Genomic DNA, 15,284 nt, shown 5'->3' with positions numbered 1-15,284 from the left:
GTCCGTCACGTCTCGTCCGACCCTGCTTTCGACCTCACTCGTCCTCGATGAAAGAGCCGACCGCGTCGAAGCAGCCGGCGGCCGCGCCCGCCTCGAGCGCAGCGTCGATATCGATGAGTCGCGGCCCGTCCGAAACGGGCGTCAGTTCGACGGTCGCATCCGTGAGCTCGAGTTCTCGTTCGCCGTCGGCACCGACGACGCCGTCAGGCACGTCGAACGCGACGGCATCGTTCGGACCGAGCCGTTCGGCCGACGTGACGCCGATCGTCGCGGTGACCCCCGGAGCGACGATCGATCGAACGGATCGCGGCGCGTCCTCGGCCCCGGCGAGTCGGAGCGCGACGCCGCCCCGCTCGTCGGGCGCGAGCGACTCGAGACCGCCCGCGACGGCCGGCAGTCCGATGTCGCCGGGACGGGCCCGCGAGACGACCCCGCCCCGAAGGTCGCTCGGATCGAGCAGTGCGCGAGTCCCGATGAACGACTTCGCGGAGACTTCCACGGCCGCGAGTCCGGTCAGCCGTCGCTCGCCGGTCGGCGTCTCGGCCCGAGCCTCGACCATTCCATGTCGCGTTGTCACCACCTCGGCCGAGACCGCGTCGGTCGCGACGAGCGCTGCCGCCGCGCCCGCGACGGTGCCGTCGACGGCTGACGGGACGACGTTGTTCGTTCCCGTCGAAACCGCGATGAGCGGGACGTCGCCGAGTTCGAGCGCGGCGTCGCGGGTCGTCCCGTCGCCGCCGAGGATGACCGCGACGTCGACCGCATCGCGGAACGCCGCTGCCGCCCGCCGGGTATCCGCCGCGGTCTCTTTGACCGGCATCTCGAGCGTCGACGCATCGATTTCGTCGGGAGCCTCCGCGACCGCATGATCGGCAATCCCGGTTCGGTCCGGCATGACCAGGACCTCGAGCCGATCGCCCGCGACGGTCAGGCCGTCGAGGACGCACTCGGCGACCCGGCGCTTCGCGTAGTCGTCCACGACGCTCGCGCCGCCGGTGAGGCGGCGGATGTCGCGGCCCGCAGCGGGGTTGACGATCAGACCGATGGATCCCACACGCGGCCCCCGCTACGCGATCCGCTGGATCGCCGCCTTGACGTCGTCATCGCCGGGCAGGACCTCCTGCTCGAGTTGCGGGCTGAACGGGATGTGCGTGTCGGGGGTTCCGACCCGCTGGATCGGCGCGTCGAGGCTGAAGAAGGCGTCCTCCTGGACGCGCGCGACGATCTCGGCGTGAGTGCCGTACGAGAGCGGGCTCTCATCGGCGACGACGAGCCGTCCCGTCTTCTCGACGCTCTCGACGATCGTATCGACATCTAACGGATACAGCGAGCGCGGATCGATGACCTCGACACTGACCTCGCCCTCGAGGGTTTCGGCCGCGCCGAGGGACTCGCCGACGAGTCGCTGTGTGGCGACGACGGTGACGTCCTCCCCCTCGCGCTCGACGGCCGCCTCCCCGAGCGGGACGGTAAACTCCTCGTCGGTCGGTACCTCGCCCGACTGCTCGTAGATCATCTTGTTCTCGAAGACGAAGACAGGGTCGTTCGATCGGATGGCGGCCTTCGTCAGCCCCTTCGCGCTCGCGGGAGTTCCCGGAACGACGGCCTTCAGCCCCGGGAAGTGCGCGATCCAGGAGTGGACCGTCCCCGAGTGCTGGCTGGCGGCCCCCATGCCGCCACCCTCGGTCGTTCGGACGGTGACCGGCATGTCGGCCTTCCCGCCAAACATGTAGCGCATCTTCGCCATCTGGTTCATGATCTGCTCCATCGAGACGCCCGCGAAGTCCGAGAACATGAGTTCGACAACCGGTCGCGTCCCGGTCGCCGCCGCGCCGGTCGCGGCCCCCATGAAGCCGGCCTCGCTGATCGGCGTGTCTCGGATCCGTTCCTCGCCGAACTCCTCGAGCAGGCCGCTGGTCACCTCGAGGACGCCGCCGAAGAGCCCGACGTCCTCGCCCATGACGTAGACATCCTCGTCGCGCTCGAGTTCCTCGCGGAGTGCCTGCCGGATCGCCTCCCGAACGGTCATCGTCTCGGTCTCGAGTCCCAGTTCTGCTTCCGTCTGTGCGGTCATCGGTGTTCACCTCCGTTCGCACCGCCGTCGGTACGCGCGGTCGCGGCGAACTGATCGAGCTCCGGCGGCCGGTCGGCGAACATGTCCTCGTAGGCCGCGCTCGGCTCCGGCGGGTCCGCCGCCTTCGCGTACTCGACCGCGTCCTCGATCATCGACTCGACCGCCGAACGCAGCTCCTCGAACTCGTCGTCAGTCAGTTCGCCGCGCTCGATCAGTCGGTCTTTGAACGATTTGATCGCGTCCCGGTCCTTCCAGCGTTCGATCTCGGACTCGTCGCGGTAGGGTTCCTCGTCGCCCTCGTAGTGGCCGCGGTAGCGGTAGGTTTGGGCCTCTACCAGGGTGGGGCCGTCGCCGGCGCGGGCCCGCTCGCGGGCCTCGGCGACCGCTTCCGCGACGGCGGTGACGTCCATCCCGTCGACCGTCACCCCCGGAATGTCGTAAGCCTGGGCCGTATCGCTCAGGTTGTCGACGTTGTGCTGTTTCTCAACGGGGGTACCTTCCCCATAGCGGTTGTTCTCGACGACGAAGATCGCCGGCAGGTCCCACGTCGCGGCGAGGTTGATCGCCTCGTGGATCTGGCCCTGTGCGACGGCCCCGTCGCCGAGGAAGCCAACCGCGACCTGGTCGCGGTCCTGATAGTCGATCGTCAGCGCCGCGCCGGTCGCGAGCGGCGGTCCGGCACCGACGATCCCGTTCGCGCCGAGCATTCCCTCGTCGACATCGGCGATATGCATCGAGCCGCCTTTGCCGTTACAGTAGCCCTCGGCCTTGCCGTAGAGTTCGGCCATCATGTACTTCGGGTCGAGCCCTTTCGCGATGCAGTGACCGTGACCGCGGTGCGTGCTCGCGATGTAATCGTCGGGCTCAAGCGACGCACACGTGCCGACGCCGACCGCCTCCTCACCGATGTAGAGATGGACGAACCCCGGTATCTCTCCGTCCGCGAACCGTTCCCCTGCTTCCTCGTCGAACGCCCGGATAGTTACCATTCGACGCAACGCCTCCCGTCGGCCGTCCGTACTGTCGAGGTCAAGTTTGCCATGCGACCTATCTAGTGGTACGATACCATGCCCCATATATCTAGTAGATCCAAATTAGTTATACCACCGGTTAAACGGTACAGAACGGTGAATTTCACCAATACGCGGTAGTCGTGTTCGGCGGCCAACGGCGGTCGATCACCGCGAATACTACTGTCGCCTCCGTTCTGTTTGCCGGTTACCGCTCGAGTCCGCCGGGAACGACCGGCTCAAGGCCGGTCTCCGAGACGAACTCCGCGAGAAAGTCAGCGCGGTCGGGTATCTCGGTCGGGTGATGAGAGTCGGTACCAACAGTTACGGCCACGTCGTGTTCGCCCAGGATGGTCAGGAACTGGTCGGCGGGATGGACGATTCCGGCGTCGGTCAACGCCCGACCGGCGTTGATTTCGGGGACCGTCCGCGAATCGGTGAACGCCCGCGCCACTCGCCGGTAGTGATCCGCTGTCGCCTGACCTCGCAGCGGTGGCGTCCGCTCGAGCAGGTCAATGTGGGCTGCGATGTCGAACAGTTCGGACTCGACGAGCGCGACGAGTTTCTCGAAGTAGTCGTCAACGACCGCATCGCGCTCGGTGTCGGGCATATCCGCGAAGTGGGAGGCGACCTGTACATTGTTCCCGCCAACGGCGTGAACGCTCCCGATCGCGTAGTCGAACCCCGCCTCCGAGAGGAACGCATCGATGGCTGCCTCGTCACGCGGATCGTAATCCATCTCGACGGCATCGTAAATCTCGAGGTCGAAGTCCTCTCGCAGGCGTTCGATCCCCTGCCGCCGGCGCTCGTAAGTAAGATCGAGATTGAACCCATAGACGCTGCGCATCGATTCCGCTCGCTCGCGCGAGGCCACGTTACAGTGGTCGGTGAAGCCGACGCCCTCGAGGCCAGCCGACTCCGCAGCCCGGGCCATCGATCTGAGGAAGCCGCCGTCCGAGTAGTTCGAGTGGACGTGAAAATCCCGCATATGTCGTCGACCACGGAGGCCGAGTTAGTAGTTACGCTTACAGGAATCTGGCCGCTGTTCCGGCTCGGCGACTGCGCTCTCGACCCGACTTACTCGTTCCGCGGGCTGCTCGGGTGATAGTCGGTGTCGTACTCGCCTGGCTGGTCGTCGACGCGGTCGGGGTTGATTCGACCCGACAGGAGCATGAAGTCGACCAGCGTGAGCGCGAGCATCGCCTCGACGACGGGGACCCCCCGCGGCGGGAGGACGGGGTCGTGTCGGCCGATGACTTGCTCCTCTTTTAGCTCGCCCGTCTCCCAGTCGGCAGTCTGCTGGGATTTGGGGATCGACGTGGGCGCGTGCAGCGTGACCTCGCCGTAGATCGGTTCGCCGGAACTGATCCCGCCCTGAATCCCGCCGTGGTCGTTCTCGACGGGCGTCGGGTTCCCCCACGTTCGCGGCTCGTCGCCGCTCTCGTCGTCCGAGGCGCGATGCGCCTCGCTGTCGTCGAACTCCCAGTCGTCGTTCCGTTCCTTGCCCGTCCACTCGGCGGCGTCGGTACCGAGGCCGAATTCGAACGCGGTCGTCGCCGGTACCGCCATCATGGCCTGTCCGAGCCGGGCGGAGAGGGAGTCGAATCGGGGTGCGCCGAGGCCGACCGGAACGCCCTGTGCCTCGAAGTAGATGCTGCCGCCGATGGAATCGCCTTCCTCCTGGTACTCCGCGATCCGCTCTTGCATCCGTTCGGCGGTCTCGGGATGGGCACAGCGGACGTCGTTCTCCTCCGAGTGCTCGAGAATCTCCTCGAAGCTCACGTCAGGCGCTTCGATGTCGCCGATCTGATTGACGTGGGCCTTGAGTTCGATTCCCTCCTGTGCGAGGATCTTTTTCGCGACCGCGCCAGCCGCGACCCAGTTGACCGTCTCACGGGCCGACGAGCGGCCGCCACCGCCCCAGTTGCGCGTGCCGAACTTCGCCGAGTAGGTGAAGTCGCCGTGGCTCGGCCGGGGCGCGGTGATGAAGGGTTCGTACTTGCCCGAGCGGGCATCCTTGTTCTGGATGATCAGCCCGATTGGCGTCCCCGTCGTGTATCCGTCTTGAATCCCCGATTTGATCGAGACGGCGTCGGGTTCGCCGCGACTGGTCGTGATCATCGACTGGCCCGGCTTTCGCCGGTCGAGATCCCCCTGAATGTCCTCTGCCGAGAGCTCGAGGCCGGCGGGACAGCCCGAAATAGTACAGCCCATCGCCTCGCCGTGGCTCTCGCCGAACGTGGTCACCTGAAAGAGGCGACCGAAGCGGTTGCCGTTCATTACCACGTCCTCTGGGGCGCGGCCACTTAGCGGTACAGGATTCACGCAAACGACGTCGTCGGTCCAGCGTGCGCTCAACCCGTTCGTGCTCTCCTCAAAGACTGCATGCTCTCCGGAGCAGTGTTCTCGTTCTTTTCAATCAACATGTTCTTCACTATCGGAGTACATGGGTACACTGGTAGAGACATGGGGCGTCGTCGAAGACGGTCTCGAGGGGGGTGGACGAAGCGAGGGCTTCTCGCGAAAGGGGCACTGATTAGCGGGGGCGCTTTGCTTCTCGGTGGGACGGACGCGTTCTCCCGAGCCGGCACTAACCGGTTCGTATCCGTCCGGACGGCCGACGACAGCAACGGGTTGCTCGGTCTCGATGTCACCGCGTCAGTACAGTCCGGGATGGACGACCAGCGCCTCGTCGACGTAACGAACAACGCCGACGGAACCATCGCGGCGACCCTCACCCTCTCGGAACCCAGCCAAGGATCGATCTCGGAGACCGATCTATCGCTCGACAGTGGATCGACGCGTTCGGTCCACGTCTCCGTCGAACAGGATAGTCCGACCGGCAGCGACGCACTCCCGTTCGAGATCAGTGCCTCGAATGAGGACGTGAGTATTTCCGTAGCACGCAGCGTCGCAGTCAACGCCTCACCGGCTTTTAAGCAACAGATTCGCGATTACACGCAACACGGCAACGCAGCATTCGGTCTCTCCTATCGAGTCAGTCGCCTTCCGAACTTCGAGAGGGTCGAAATCGAGGTCGAGAACGTCGATGCCGGCCACATCGGTCAAGAGAGCTACGTCGAGTCGGACGCGGAACAGACGGTATCGTATCCGCCGAGCGGTGGCAGCGACGGCGGTGCCGGCGGGGATACCTACGAATTCCGGTTTCGCGTCTACGATCAGTCCGGCGAGGTTACCGAGTTGTCTACGGAAGTGCGGACCACTGCTAACGGTGAGAATCCACCCGGCGACGATCTCAGCGACGAAGACGATCCGAAACTCGTCGGGTTTACCGTCACTAACGACGAGCAGCACACGAACAACCGGTTCACCGTCGAATACGAAGTCGATCGACTCGAGGAGTTCCGCGACGTTCAGGTCGAATTCGACAACACCGAGAACGACTGGTCCGATAGGACGAAATCGAACGATGCCGCCCCGACCGGATCGGTCGCCTATCCCGAAGCAGGGCAACGGCAGGGCGGTGTAAACGGGAATACGTACGACGTCGCCGTTGAAGTGTACAATCAGGGTGGCATCCCCGTTGACAGTGGGACCGTCTCTATCGAAGCCGGGTCCAACGAAACGGTCGACTGGCCGTGAGGTCGACTGGCCGTGACCGATATACGTGCGTGGCTGTCGCTCGCTCGTTGACCCCGAAGACCGATAGTCTGCCCTGGGGACGGTAGTGACTCAGTCTCTCCGTAATCGGGAAGCGGTCGGTAGCCGTTCTCAGATGACCGATTTCGAAGCCGTAACTCGAGAGCGGTGCGTCTCCCTCGGCTGCAGGACGGCGGAACCGTATCACCGGGTCCGAGGGTTACGGCCGGGCGGTTCCGGCGACCGTCGCCCACAGCGAGACAACGGTCATGACGAAGGTCAGCAGAATCGCGACGGTGTAACCACCCGTGTATGCGATGCTCGCGGTCCCGAGTAGCGGCATGACCAGGGCGCTGGTCCCGATCGCGATATTGAAGACGCCGACGATCGCGGTGTCCATCTCGGGATCGTAGATTCCCATGAGTAGCGGCACGTACAACGTCGCACACCCGCCCAACCCGATGCCGATCAGGAAGACCGCGGCTGCGAGGACCGACATCTGTGGCGCGAACAGCAGGACGATACCAACGGCCGAACAGCCGAGTGACGCCAAGAACGCTCGTCTCGAGCCGATGATATCGGTCGCGTAGCCGCTGCCGACCCGCGAGATAATGCTGACGCCGCCGATCAGCCCGAACGCGGTCGACGCGTTCGCTTCCGTCAAGCCGCGAGACGCGAACAGATCGATCGCGAACGCCGCGAGGAGCTGATACCAGGCGAACGCGAGTCCGATACCGACGAACAGCAGTCGGAACGTCCGGGTCCCGGCCAACCCGCTGGCCCACTCGAGGAGTTCGCCGGGCGTTGCCGCCGACTGGTCCGCCCATTGCGGCCGTCGACACGTGATACCGGCGAGAGCGAACGCAACCGCGGTCACCGACATAACGACGAGAAAACCGTAGCGGACGCCGAACTGCGCGAGGACGCGTTGCCAGAGGGGTGGCAGTACGAACAGCCCCAGCCCGTTCCCGACGAAAATGAGCCCCGTCGCGGCACCGCGGCGCTCCTCGAACCAGCGCGGGATGACCGACGCGAGCAGGACGAACACCGTCCCGAGAGCGAGTCCGAGCACAGCGAACACGGCCGTCAGTCCGAGTTGGGTGTCCGTGACGTACAGCGACGGGGCGATCGCGCCGGTGGCCCCCGCACAGACGAGTATCACGGCTCGAGCCGGCAAGCGCGAGGCGAACACGCCGACCGCTCCGGATCCGATGAAGAACGTAAACAGCATGACGGCGAAGACGGTCGAGAGCGTCACCTGCGGAACTCCGAAGGCCTCACTGAACGGCCGCTGAAAGACGCCATACGAGAACGGCGTTCCGAACGTAAACACCATCGCGATCGCACCAACGAGCGCGACGATCCAACTGCGGTGGCCGTCCGGCGTCTCTTCGTGAGCAGTCGTCACGTAACCGCCTCGCTCGTACGACGGCGAAAACATTCTGATTCGCTACGATCGGGTGCGGCATCCAAGCTCGATCTTCCGTTGGTCACCCGATGGTCGCTCTATAACTGATTCTAATCGATATAAATCATAGATAGCTATGATAACACATAGCTAAATAAGATCATCTACGATAGGCTTGCTCGAGCGTCTCAGGGGAGTTCGAACTCGATCGCTAGACCCTGACGCGACCACCTTTTGTCTCGGCCGCTTCGCTCACTTCGTTCGCGACCGGCCTCGCAAAATCTGGACCAAAAAACCGAGACCGAGCGTCTCAGGGGAGTTCGAACTCGATCGCTGCACCTTGTCCGAAGCCGACGCACTCGGTCGCAATGCCGCGGTCGACGCTCTCGCGGTTCATCTCGTGGACGAGCGTTACCGGCAGCCGTGCACCGGAACAGCCGAGCGGATGGCCGATCGCGATCGCGCCGCCGTTGACATTGAGCTGGTCGTCCGGAATGCCCAGTTCGCGCTGGGAGTACAGCGTCTGGCTGGCGAAGGCCTCGTTGATCTCGACGAGCCCGTAGTCGTCGATCTCCCGGCCTGCGCGCTCGAGCAGGCCCTCGGTCGCCGGTACTGGTCCGACGCCCATGACGGTCGGGTCGACGCCAGCGACGTAGCTGGTACCGACTTCCGCGAGGACCTCGAGGTCGTTGTCGTCCGCGAACTCGCGGCTGGTGAGCATCACACCGGCGGCCCCGTCGGCGATTTGGGAGGCGTTGCCGGGCGTGACGGTGCCGTCTTCCTTAAAGACAGTCGGGAGTTCGGCGAGCTTCTCGGGGGTCGTGCCGGGGCGGAGGCCCTCGTCCTCGTCGTGGACGCCGTCTTCGGTCTCGATCGGGACGATCTCGTCGTCGAACGTGCCCGCCTCAGTCGCTTCGACCGCGCGCTGCTGGCTGCGCGCGCCGTACTCGTCTTGCTCTTCTCTACTGATGTCGTACTCCTCTGCGACCTTCTCGGCGGTCATCCCCATCTGGAGGTTCCGCATGCCGTACTTCTCGTCGAGTTTCGGATACATGTCACCGCTGTCGGCCGCGCCCATCTTGACGCGGCTCATGCTCTCGACGCCGCCGGCGATAACCGCCTCGTGTCGGCCCGCGGCGATCGAGTCCGCGGCGCTGATGATCGCCTGCGCGGAGGAGGCACACTGGCGGTCGATGGTCGTCGCGGGGACCGACTCCCCGAGTTCGGAGAAGAGCGCGATCTGTCGCGCGATGTTCGTCCGCTGTTCCGAGCGCTGCTGGGCACAGCCCCACATCAGGTCGTCGACATTATCTCCTTCGACGCCAGTCTCGGCAAGCATCTCGTCGACCAACGGGATCGAGAGATCCTCGCTGCGAACGTCCGCGAGCGCACCGTCTTCTTTCCCCTGTGCTGTTCTAACAGCGCTAACAATTACCGGCGTATTAGTTGCCATTGTATAACATCATTTTTCGTGGACATAAATAGCTACCCATGCCGGAAAGCCTCTGATGAGAACGACGACAAATCGAAAAATAGCTGACAGCGGTACTATTCCTGTCGCTCGAGCGCGACACCCAACTCCTCGAGCATGCCGAAGAAGCCGGGGAACGAGACGTCAACGTGGTCGGCCCCCTCGATGGTGGTCTCGCCGTCGGCGACGAGGCCGGCGAGTGCGAGCGCCATGATGATCCGATGATCATTGCGGCCCTGTACGGTCGTGCCCTCGAGCGTCGACTCGCCGCCGTGGACCGTCAGCGAGTCCTGTTCTTCGGTGGTCTTAACGCCCATTTTCCCCAACGCTTCGGCCATCGCGCTCACGCGGTCGGTCTCCTTGTAGCGGACGTGCTCGGCGTTCGTAATGTGGGTGTCGCCGTCGGCGACCGCGCCAAGCGTCGCGATCGTCGGCAGCAGATCCGGTGTGTCCTCGACATCGACCTCGATTCCGGAGAGCGGGGCCTGCGAAACGTCGATCGTCCCCGCGTCCCGATCCCAGTTGACATCGGCACCCATCCGCTCGACGATCTCGACGATGGCGCTGTCGCCCTGTGCGCTGGGCTGGGCACCGTCGATACGGACGCCCGCACCCGCATCGCCGGCGATCGCACCCGCTGCGAGGGGGTAGGAAATCGACGAGAAGTCGCCGGGAACGGTGTACTCGCCGTCCACGGGTGCGTAGGACTGTCCGCCGTCGACTTCGAATCCGGCATCCGTGTGGCGAGCCTCGACGCCGAAGTCCGCGAGCACCTCGAGTGTGATATCGACGTACGGCGCGGACTTGAGGTCCGTCTCGAGGTCGATCGCGATCCCCTCGTCGGTGACCGCGCCGGCCAACAGCAGGGCGGTGATGTACTGCGAGGAGACGTCGCCTGGAATCGACACCTTGCCGCCCGATAGCGGGCCGGTGACGACCAGCGGTGCCTGGCCGTTCCCACGGGTGCTGTCGGCATCGGCCCCGAGATCGACCAGCGCCTTGAGCAGCGGGCCCTGGGGTCGGGAACGCAGCGATTCGTCACCGGTCAGCACTGAGGTGCCGTCCGCGAGCGCGGCTGCCGCCGTGACGAGTCGCATCGTTGTCCCGCTATTCGCACAGTCGATGATGTCCGCCGGCACGTCGGGGCGGCCGTCGAAGCCGTCGATCTCGAGGGTCCCGTCGTCCCGTCGGTCGACGTCGCCGCCAAACAGGTCGACCGCGCGAGCGGTCGCCTGTGTATCTGCACTCCAAAGTGCGTCTCGGACGGTCGCCTCGCTGGCGTACCCCGCTGCGAGGATCGCCCGATGCGTGTAGCTCTTCGAGGGCGGTGCCCGTGCCGTCCCCTCGACGCTTGAGGGCGTGATCGTGACGTTCATGGTCTCCCTGTGGGGTGGGCCCGTCTTACCGCTACCGATCCCAGCAGTCACGGAGCAACCTAATGGCGGCGGCGGACCGTTCGCTCGGCCGCAGACTTACGAACAGTCGACCGATTCAGCGATCTCGAGGAGCGGCGTCTCAGCTCGCAGGCTCGAGACCTCGTAGGACAGGTTGCCACAGTTCCAGAAGATGGTCCGGACCCCCTCGTCGCGACGGTATGCAGTCCGGCCGTCGAGATCGATCTCTTCGAGGGCTGACGAGTTCGGATCGAACCGCTGGGACTCCCGGACGGTCACGTAGAGTTCGCGCGCGATCACGTTCGGATCGTTGTACCACAGCGTCGTGGTCAGCCCACCATACTGGTCGCCCATTTCGACGACAGTGATCCGATCCAGCATGTACGCGTCCGGCACGTCCGGCTCCGGCAGGTCGTATGGAATTCCCGCCGCGGCGGCCGATCGGGAGTCGAAGACGCCGTCGGGTTTGGGGCCGTCGGTGACGACTGTCGCGTCCGCCGGCGGCAGGTACGTAAACGCGTCCTCCTCGAGCCCCTCGTCGATCGCGAGGTCCTCGTACGTGACGGTCAGCTCGTAGCGCGTCTCCTCGTCGTCGGCAATCGCGGTTCGCTCCTTGATCGGATACTGGTACTCGTCGTCGATCCAAACGGTTCGTCTCACCGACACCTCCTCGCGGTCGTCAGTCGCATCCAGCGGGATGACGAACGTCGTGTCGCCGACGACGAGGTTGATTGATCGATCGACGTCCTCGACCGGCGGTCGCGTCTCGATGACGTGGGCCGTGCGGCCGTCGACGGTCGCCGCCCCCTCGTAGCTGAGCCGATACGCCGACCGCAGTTTCTCGAGTTCGCGTTTCGTTCCGTCGCTGTCGACCTTGTTCGGGTGATACTTCCTGTCCGCGACGTCCGTCGCCGGGTTGTACTCCCAGGTTGTCGTCCGGTTCGTCACGGTGATCGAGCCGGCCGGGACGTCTGGATCGGTCGATTCGACGACCTCGATGCGCTGCTTGGCCGGGGGCTCCCGAGCGATCGCTTCGGTCCGCTTGAAACCGTCCCCGGTGGTTTCGACCCGGATGGTTCGCCGCGCTTCCAGGTTGGTCATGCCTCGCCGCCGCTCGATCGCATCCTGAATGAGCGCCTCGCTCGAGGGAGTGTCGTCGGTATCGGACGTATAGCTCGTACAGCCGGCGAGTACGACTGCGGCCCCCGTTGCCAGGATCCGGCGGCGATTCATACGCGGGGAATTACAACCTTTATTGATAAGTTTGTGGGTTTGAATCGATTCGCTGTGACCGGAATGACCGGGATCCCCGGGATTATGTAGGCCGCCGTCACACGTCCGTCTATGAACGTCGACGTCGATCTCTCGACACTCCGCGAGTATCTCGCGGCCGAGGAACTAGACGGCTACTTGATCGATGACGATGCCTCGGACTCGGACCAGCGGTACGTCTCGGGCTTCACTGCGCCCGATCCCTACCAGACACTCGTCACGGCCGACGGCGTCCACCTCCTCGTCTCCGGGCTCGAGTACGGTCGTGCGAACGCGGAGGCAAACGCCGACTCGGTCACCCGCCGAGCCGCGTACGACTACCAGCGACTGGTGGCGGAATACGGCCAGTATGAGGGGAAGATACGTATGCTCGCGGCGTTTCTCGAGGATCACGACGTTGCCTCCCTCGCGGTCCCCCGAAATTTCCCGACGGGGACCGCGGACGGACTCCGCGAGCACGGCCTCGCGGTGACGGTCGAGCGTCAGGGTATCGTCACGGACATCCGCGCGACGAAAACGGACTGGGAGGTCGACCAGATTCGGGCCAGCCAGCGGGCCAACGAGGCCGCGATGGCGAGGGCAGAGGAGTTGATCGCGACCGCGGACATCAAGGACGGGATCCTCGTCTCCGACGGCGAGCCACTTACCAGCGAACGCGTCACTGAAGAGATCGAGGTCACCCTGTTGCGCCACGGCTGTGCGTTAGACGAGACAATCGTCGCCTGCGGGGCCGACGGCGCGGATCCCCACGATCGGGGCAGCGGCCCCCTCGAGCCCGATGAACTGATCGTGATCGACATCTTCCCACGGGACAAGGAGACGGGCTACTTCGCCGATATGACACGGACCTTCGCCCGGGGCGACCCTGGCGAGGAAGCGCGACGGCGCTACGAGGTCACACACGACGCCTACGAGGCCGCCCTCGAGACAGTCGCGGCCGGCGTGACGGGTGCCGACGTTCACGGCGCAGCCTGCGACGTGATCGAGGACGCGGGCTACGCGACGCTCCGAAGCGATCCGAACACCGAGACGGGATTCATCCACAGCACCGGCCACGGCGTCGGCCTCGACATCCACGAGGAGCCCAGCGTCTCGCCGTCCGGCGGCGAACTGAAGCCGGGACACGTGATCTCGATCGAACCCGGCATCTACGATCCCGCGGTCGGCGGCGTCCGCATCGAGGACCTCGTGGTCGTCACGGCGGGCGGGTACGAGAATCTGACCGACTATCGAATCGGGCTCGAGCCGACAGCTGGTAATAGAGAGTAGACGGTAATCGTGGTAAGAACAGGCAAGGTATGTCTCACTCCGTATCTGGTTCTCGGCGTGCGGTGGCACGCGCTGTTGATTGCCCGAGCGACAGCGAGGGCAGGCGATGACCTCGTGCGAGGGATGAGTGAGCGACGATAGGAGCGAACAAATCGGCTGGGGTGGGCGTGGATGCTCCTTGTTGCCACGATAGCAGGACACTTTGCTCCCCGGTCATGCAGGGGTCACCGGCTCACGCTGTATTCGACTGCCAGTAATCGAATGGCAGTGTCCTGCTATCGTGGCAATGGTGAGAACCACGACCTCCCCAGCCGATTCGCTCGTTTCACTGGCTCATCCCTCGCGCAGTTTCGGCCCGCGTCTCACCGTTCGTTCGACGCGGTCCAGCGCGCGCCACCGCAGGCCGGACGATCAGTCTGCACCTCTAGTAAGCAAATCGTACTGTGGTTACTGAACCTGCAGTACCGACTCCCGAAATCAGCGATAGCCGTCGGCGTCCGCATTGCGAGCCGCGTCGATCCGGTCGAACTGGTCGTCGCTGAGTTCGAACTCGACCGCGCCGATGTTCTCTTCGAGCTGGTCAGGCGTCCGTGCGCCGACGATCGGAACGCAGGTAAACTGGTCCTGTTCCATCAGCCAGCGCAGGGAGACCTGTGCGGGCGTGGCGTCGACCTGATCGGCGACGGATTTGACTGCCTCGAGCACTTCCCAGGCGGTCTCGCTGGTGTAGCGGTCCTCGAAGAGGTCCGTGAGGGTGCCCCGGGAGCCGTCGGGCGCGATCACGCTGCCGTCCTCGCCCCGCTCGTACTTCCCGGTGAGAAAGCCGCCGGCCAGCGGCGAGTACGGACAGACGGCGATATCCTGGTCCGCACAGACCTCAAGGTAGTTGCCCACGTCGTCCGTGTCGGCCGCGTTGAACATCGGCTGGGTCACGTCGAAGCGCTCGAGGCCCTCGACGTCGCTGGTCCACAGCGCTTTCGTGAGCTTCCAGGCGGCCATGCTCGAGGCACCCAGATAGTGGACCTTCCCCTCGCGGACGAGTTCGGTGAGCGTCCGCATGGTCTCCCGGATCGGCGTGTTCTCGTCCCAGCGGTGGATGTAGTAGAGGTCGAGGTAGTCGGTGCCCAGCCGCTCGAGGGTGCCCTCGATCTGTGCGCGGATGTGCTTGCGCCCTAGTCCGGAGTCGTTCGGACCGGGCTCGCCGCGACCGTCGAACGGGAAGTAGACCTTCGAGGCGATGACGACGTCCTCGCGGTGGATATTCCGGTCCGCGAGCCACTCGCCGATCCACTCCTCGCTGGTGCCGTTCGGATCGCCGTAGACGTTCGCGGTATCGATGAAGTTGATCCCGTTATCCCAGGCGGTGTCGAGCAGTTCGCGGGCCTCCTCGCGGTCGGTTTCGACGGTGCCGTCGCTCTCCTTTCCGAAGCGCCAGGTGCCGAAGCAGAGCCTCGAGACCGTCGTGCCCGTGTCGCCGAGCGTGGTGTACTCCATGGTCGTGGATTTACTCGCGAGGGGCAAAACGGATGGGGAACCGGCGAACGGCGAGCGGTCCAGTCAGTGCTGTCCGCGCCTGTGACGGCCACGACCCGTGCAAGAGCCTACTCTGTTTCGCGCGTGTTCGGGACGAACAGTTGAGTAAACAGCCCTGGATTCGGTTCGTACCGTAGTCGAAGGAGGGCCCGATCAATGGCGAGTTTCGCTCCAAGAAGTAAAAGGAAAAACCCAAGCCGACAGCGCCACGTCCACTATCAAATAATATCGTTCCAGCATAGACAGGGACCAG

The 15,284-nt window shown here is 64.6% G+C and carries 12 protein-coding genes; 2 read left to right on the top strand and 10 right to left on the bottom strand.

The window, feature by feature from the left end:
- Nucleotides 1-34 precede the first annotated feature (34 nt).
- The 5 genes from K6I40_RS13570 to aroC all read right to left on the bottom strand — a co-directional run bounded on the left by K6I40_RS13570 (nt 35) and on the right by aroC (nt 5,364).
- Nucleotides 35-1,054: an NAD(+)/NADH kinase gene (locus K6I40_RS13570; RefSeq protein WP_222919569.1), complete on the bottom strand. Its 1,020-nt coding sequence runs from the start codon at nt 1,052-1,054 to the stop codon at nt 35-37.
- 12 nt (nt 1,055-1,066) lie between these two features.
- Nucleotides 1,067-2,074, bottom strand: coding sequence for an alpha-ketoacid dehydrogenase subunit beta (locus K6I40_RS13565; RefSeq protein ID WP_222919568.1), 1,008 nt, complete (start codon nt 2,072-2,074; stop codon nt 1,067-1,069).
- Nucleotides 2,071-3,063: a thiamine pyrophosphate-dependent dehydrogenase E1 component subunit alpha gene (locus tag K6I40_RS13560; RefSeq protein WP_222919567.1), complete on the bottom strand. Its 993-nt coding sequence runs from the start codon at nt 3,061-3,063 to the stop codon at nt 2,071-2,073. The genes K6I40_RS13565 and K6I40_RS13560 overlap by 4 nt, the downstream gene beginning before the upstream one ends.
- A 229-nt stretch (nt 3,064-3,292) precedes the next feature.
- Entirely contained in the window at nt 3,293-4,072 is a 780-nt protein-coding gene (locus K6I40_RS13555) for a PHP domain-containing protein (RefSeq protein ID WP_222919566.1), read from the bottom strand.
- Nucleotides 4,073-4,161: 89 nt separating this feature from the next.
- Nucleotides 4,162-5,364 carry a chorismate synthase gene (aroC, locus tag K6I40_RS13550; protein WP_222919565.1) on the bottom strand — a complete coding sequence of 401 codons (1,203 nt, stop codon included), beginning with the start codon at nt 5,362-5,364 and terminating at the stop codon, nt 4,162-4,164.
- 270 nt (nt 5,365-5,634) lie between these two features.
- Between aroC and K6I40_RS13545 the strand changes: the two genes are divergently transcribed.
- Nucleotides 5,635-6,687, top strand: coding sequence for a hypothetical protein (locus tag K6I40_RS13545; protein ID WP_222919564.1), 1,053 nt, complete (start codon nt 5,635-5,637; stop codon nt 6,685-6,687).
- Between the two features lie 217 nt (nt 6,688-6,904).
- Here the strand turns inward: K6I40_RS13545 and K6I40_RS13540 are convergent, their stop codons facing one another.
- From K6I40_RS13540 to K6I40_RS13525, 4 genes are all read right to left on the bottom strand, one after another.
- Nucleotides 6,905-8,092, bottom strand: coding sequence for an MFS transporter (locus K6I40_RS13540; RefSeq protein WP_255682029.1), 1,188 nt, complete (start codon nt 8,090-8,092; stop codon nt 6,905-6,907).
- 310 nt (nt 8,093-8,402) lie between these two features.
- Nucleotides 8,403-9,545 carry a thiolase family protein gene (locus tag K6I40_RS13535; RefSeq protein ID WP_222919563.1) on the bottom strand — a complete coding sequence of 381 codons (1,143 nt, stop codon included), beginning with the start codon at nt 9,543-9,545 and terminating at the stop codon, nt 8,403-8,405.
- Between the two features lie 95 nt (nt 9,546-9,640).
- Nucleotides 9,641-10,939: a 3-phosphoshikimate 1-carboxyvinyltransferase gene (gene aroA / locus K6I40_RS13530; protein WP_222919562.1), complete on the bottom strand. Its 1,299-nt coding sequence runs from the start codon at nt 10,937-10,939 to the stop codon at nt 9,641-9,643.
- Nucleotides 10,940-11,035: 96 nt separating this feature from the next.
- Nucleotides 11,036-12,190: a DUF2092 domain-containing protein gene (locus K6I40_RS13525; RefSeq protein WP_222919561.1), complete on the bottom strand. Its 1,155-nt coding sequence runs from the start codon at nt 12,188-12,190 to the stop codon at nt 11,036-11,038.
- Nucleotides 12,191-12,301: 111 nt separating this feature from the next.
- Here K6I40_RS13525 and K6I40_RS13520 point away from each other — a divergent pair, with 111 nt between their 5' ends.
- The gene (locus tag K6I40_RS13520; RefSeq protein ID WP_222919560.1) at nt 12,302-13,498 is read left to right on the top strand and encodes a Xaa-Pro peptidase family protein; all 1,197 of its coding nucleotides are present in this window, start codon (nt 12,302-12,304) and stop codon (nt 13,496-13,498) included.
- 477 nt (nt 13,499-13,975) lie between these two features.
- Here the strand turns inward: K6I40_RS13520 and K6I40_RS13515 are convergent, their stop codons facing one another.
- Nucleotides 13,976-14,992 (bottom strand): aldo/keto reductase, encoded by a 1,017-nt coding sequence (locus K6I40_RS13515; protein WP_222919559.1) that lies wholly within the window; start codon nt 14,990-14,992, stop codon nt 13,976-13,978.
- Between the last annotated feature and the right edge of the window lie 292 nt (nt 14,993-15,284).

This window comes from Natrinema sp. SYSU A 869 (genome assembly GCF_019879105.1).
GTDB lineage: Archaea > Halobacteriota > Halobacteria > Halobacteriales > Natrialbaceae > Natrinema.
This window is presented reverse-complemented; position numbering and strand designations above follow the sequence as displayed.

What these genes read in the sequence shown, in the direction of transcription:
- aroC (WP_222919565.1), bottom strand. Translation starts at nt 5,364, where the DNA reads ATGAACGGCAACCGCTTCGGTCGCCTCTTTCAGGTGACCACGTTCGGC.
- K6I40_RS13525 (WP_222919561.1), bottom strand. Translation starts at nt 12,190, where the DNA reads ATGAATCGCCGCCGGATCCTGGCAACGGGGGCCGCAGTCGTACTCGCC.
- K6I40_RS13535 (WP_222919563.1), bottom strand. Translation starts at nt 9,545, where the DNA reads ATGGCAACTAATACGCCGGTAATTGTTAGCGCTGTTAGAACAGCACAG.
- aroA (WP_222919562.1), bottom strand. Translation starts at nt 10,939, where the DNA reads ATGAACGTCACGATCACGCCCTCAAGCGTCGAGGGGACGGCACGGGCA.
- K6I40_RS13565 (WP_222919568.1), bottom strand. Translation starts at nt 2,074, where the DNA reads ATGACCGCACAGACGGAAGCAGAACTGGGACTCGAGACCGAGACGATG.
- K6I40_RS13515 (WP_222919559.1), bottom strand. Translation starts at nt 14,992, where the DNA reads ATGGAGTACACCACGCTCGGCGACACGGGCACGACGGTCTCGAGGCTC.
- K6I40_RS13520 (WP_222919560.1), top strand. Translation starts at nt 12,302, where the DNA reads ATGAACGTCGACGTCGATCTCTCGACACTCCGCGAGTATCTCGCGGCC.
- K6I40_RS13560 (WP_222919567.1), bottom strand. Translation starts at nt 3,063, where the DNA reads ATGGTAACTATCCGGGCGTTCGACGAGGAAGCAGGGGAACGGTTCGCG.
- K6I40_RS13555 (WP_222919566.1), bottom strand. Translation starts at nt 4,072, where the DNA reads ATGCGGGATTTTCACGTCCACTCGAACTACTCGGACGGCGGCTTCCTC.